The organism is Micromonospora sp. AMSO12t (assembly GCF_008806585.1).
In the GTDB taxonomy this organism is placed as follows: Bacteria; Actinomycetota; Actinomycetes; order Mycobacteriales; family Micromonosporaceae; genus Micromonospora; species Micromonospora reichwaldensis.
Genome location: NZ_WAAS01000444.1, coordinates 1 through 2,853, shown reverse-complemented (window position 1 = coordinate 2,853; position 2,853 = coordinate 1). Strand labels below are relative to the sequence as shown.

Annotated in this window: 2 protein-coding genes and 1 pseudogene; all 3 read right to left on the bottom strand. The window is 73.5% G+C overall.

Annotated features, from left to right (window positions below; genetic code table 11):
* Positions 1–286, bottom strand: a pseudogene (locus tag F6X68_RS31985) (peptidase S1); the annotation flags it as partial.
* Between the two features lie 62 nt (positions 287–348).
* Positions 349–1,905, bottom strand: coding sequence for a HAMP domain-containing sensor histidine kinase (locus F6X68_RS31980; RefSeq protein WP_151457731.1), 1,557 nt, complete (start codon positions 1,903–1,905; stop codon positions 349–351).
* A complete protein-coding gene (locus tag F6X68_RS31975; protein WP_151457730.1) occupies positions 1,902–2,603 on the bottom strand; it encodes a response regulator transcription factor in 702 nt (233 codons plus the stop codon). The genes F6X68_RS31980 and F6X68_RS31975 overlap by 4 nt, the downstream gene beginning before the upstream one ends.
* Positions 2,604–2,853 lie beyond the last annotated feature (250 nt).

The following is a 2,853-nucleotide window of genomic DNA, read 5'->3' as shown; positions in this document are numbered from 1 at the left end:
CGGCGGTACGCGGCGCCTCGCCGCCAAGTGGGGCGGAGCCACCGGCGGCCGGGCCGGTGTCGCCGCCGGGCGCAGTGCCGAACCTGACGGTCGGGGTGGAGTCACCGGCGGCCGGGGCGGGGTCGCCGCCGGGCACGGTGGTCAGGCCGACGGTCGGGGCGGAGTCACCGCCGGGGGCGGAGTCGGACTGCGCGCGCTCGGCACGCGGCAGCTCGGCGGTGGGGTGCGACGGCTCGGCGTCGGGGTGGGCCGGCCGGCGCTGCGGGTCGGACTCGTGCTCGGTCATGTCTCCACCTTGACGCGCACCACTGCGATCCGCCTGGAACGCACCTGAATGTTGGCTGAAAGTCACTCGCCATCGCCCTCGTCGTCCGGCACGAGCGGGAGCCGGACCCGGAAGGTCGCTCCCCCGCCGGGGGTCTCGGCCACCTCGACGGTGCCGTGGTGGGCGCGCACCAGCGCCGCGACGATGGCCAGGCCGAGGCCGGTGCCGGTGTTGCCGCCGGCTCGCCGGGTACGCGCCGCGTCCACCCGGTAGAAGCGCTCGAAGACCCGCTCCGCCTGCTCCGGGTTGAGCCCGGGACCGGTGTCCGCCACCTCGACCACGGCCAGGTTCCCGGGCTCGGCGCGCAGCCGCAGGGTCACCGAGGCCTCCGGCGGGGTGTGCGTGAGCGCGTTGGTCATCAGGTTGCCGATGATCTGGCGCAGCCGGGCGTCGTCGCCGTAGACGACCAGCGGACCGGAGCCGGGGGTGACCTCCAGCTCGATCCGGCGCTCGGGCGCCACCGCCCGGGCGGCCTCGACCGCCTCGCTCGCCAGCACGGGCAGCTCCACCGGGGCGAGGGAGAGCGGTCGCTCCCGGTCCAGCCGGGCGAGCAGCAGCAGGTCCTCCACCAGCAGCCCCATCCGGGCCGCCTCCTGCTCGATGCGGCGCAGCAGGTCGGCGGTCTGCTCCGGCGCGCTCGCCGCGCCCTGCCGGTACAGCTCGGAGAAGCCCCGGATGGTGGTCAGCGGCGTCCGCAGCTCGTGCGAGGCGTCCGCGACGAACTGCCGCATCCGCTCCTCGGAGCGGCGGGCCCGCGCCTCGGAGGCCCGCGCCGAGCCGGCCGCCTCCCGGGCGGCGGCCTCGGCGGACCGGGCGGCCAACTCCGAGGCGGCCCGCGCGGTGAAGGCGACCTCGATCTGGTTCAGCATGGCGTTCAACGCCCGGGAGAGCCGCCCCAGCTCGGACGTGGGGATGGGCTGCCCCTGCTCCGGGTCGGGCACCCGCCGGGTGAGGTCGCCACCGGCGATGGCGGCGGCCGTACGTTCTATCTCCACCAGCGGCTTCAGGCTGGTCCGGACGATCGCCGCGCCGATGGAGGCGAGCAGGACCAGCACCGCGCCGCCGACCAGCAGGTCTATCCAGACCAGCTGCTTCACGGCGCGATCCACCTGGGTGAGCGGCTGGCCCACGGCCAGCACCGAGCCGTCCTTCTGTCCCGCGTAGACCACCCGCCAGCGGGTGCGACCGTCCTGGGACACGACAGTGCGGGGCTCGCCCACCCGCGCCGCGAACCCGCTCCAGTCCGTGGGGAAGTCGGGCAGTTGCTCGGGGTCGAGGCTGAGGTCGTCGTAGCGCGTCGGGTACACCTGATTCTCGTCGGCGATCGAAACGACGTAGCTGCTGGGCAGCATCGCCTCGACCCTGCCGCTGCGGAGCCCGGGCAGCAGTTGCCCGAGCCCCTGGCTGGCCGACTTGATCTGGCCGTCCACCTGGCCGACCAGGTAGTTGCGGAGAAAGAAGGTGGTCAGGGAGCTGATCACCAGGAGCGCGGCGGCGACCAGGGCCAGCACCGCGGCGACCAGCTTGACCCGCAGCGGGACGCTGCGCAGCCGCGCCTTGCCCTGGTCGAGGGGGTTCACGCCGCCGGCTTGCGCAGGACGTAGCCGACGCCTCGGAGGGTGTGGATCAGCCGGGGCTGGGTGTTGTCCACCTTGCGGCGCAGGTAGGAGATGTAGGACTCGACGATGTTGTCGTCGCCCCGGAAGTCGTAGTTCCACACGTGGTCGAGGATCTGCGCCTTGGACAGCACCCGGTTGGCGTTCAGCATCAGGTAGCGCAGCAGCTTGAACTCGGTCGGTGAGAGCTGCACCCGCTGGCCGGCCCGGTGCACCTCGTGGGTCTCCTCGTCCAGCTCCAGGTCGGCGAAGGTGAGCCGGGAGGGCGTCTGCTCGCCGCTGCTGGTCCGCCGCAGCACCGCCCGGATCCGGGCGGTCAGCTCCTCCAGGCTGAACGGCTTGGTGACGTAGTCGTCCCCGCCCAGGGTGAGCCCCCGGATCTTGTCGTCGGTCGCGTCACGGGCGGTGAGGAAGACCACCGGCGTACGGGTGCCGCCCTCGCGCAGCATCCGGATGACCTCGAAGCCGTCCAGGTCGGGCAGCATCACGTCGAGCACCACCAGGTCGGGTCGGTGGTCCTTGGCGGCGTTGAGAGCGGCGCTGCCGCTCGTCGCGGTGGCCACGTCGAAGCCCGCGAAGCGCAGACTCGCGGAGAGCAGTTCGAGGATGTTGGGATCGTCCTCGACGACGAGCAGTCGCGCCTCGGTCTGGGTAGCGGCCATGCCGCCCATCATCCGCGCTCTCGCTGCGTCCGCGCTGGGCACTCGCTGGAAAGTAGCTGTGAGGCGGCGTCGGGCTCAGCGCAGCAGCCGGCGCAGCCCGTCCAGCGCGCCGTCGAGCAGCCGGATGGCCGTACGCAGCTGCGAGTCGCTGAGCCGGCGGGCCCGGACCAGGGCGCCCACCTCGACGGCGAAGGTCGCCAGCCGCTGGTCGAACTCGGCCAGCGTGGCGGTGGACGCGGACGCCGGCCCG

What these genes read in the sequence shown, in the direction of transcription:
- F6X68_RS31975 (WP_151457730.1), bottom strand. Translation starts at nt 2,603, where the DNA reads ATGGCCGCTACCCAGACCGAGGCGCGACTGCTCGTCGTCGAGGACGAT.